Genomic DNA, 243 nt, shown 5'->3' with positions numbered 1-243 from the left:
GACAGACACTGCGCAGGCAATACAAGGAAATAATCAGCGATTACCGGATATGGGATCAGCTTGAACATGCCGATGAATACATATTGTATCCTGAAAATTTCGGTGAGGACATGAGTCTTGACGAGACGTGTCTGAGCAACGGCGATGTCTATACCATCCTGACCAACAAGACGGCGCACGGCCGCAAAGGAGCCTTGGCCGCTATGGTAAGAGGCGTGGCGACAGATGCCGTGTCTGCCGTTC

The 243-nt window shown here is 51.9% G+C and carries 1 pseudogene; it reads left to right on the top strand.

The window, feature by feature from the left end:
* Window positions 1–243 (top strand): annotated as a pseudogene (locus FW767_RS13070) (ISAon1 family transposase); the annotation flags it as partial.

Origin of the sequence: Heminiphilus faecis (genome assembly GCF_008728965.1) — a bacterium.
Taxonomy (GTDB): domain Bacteria; phylum Bacteroidota; class Bacteroidia; order Bacteroidales; family Muribaculaceae; genus Muribaculum; species Muribaculum faecis.
Note: the sequence above shows the minus strand (reverse complement) of the source record. Positions and strands in the feature narration are given on the sequence as shown.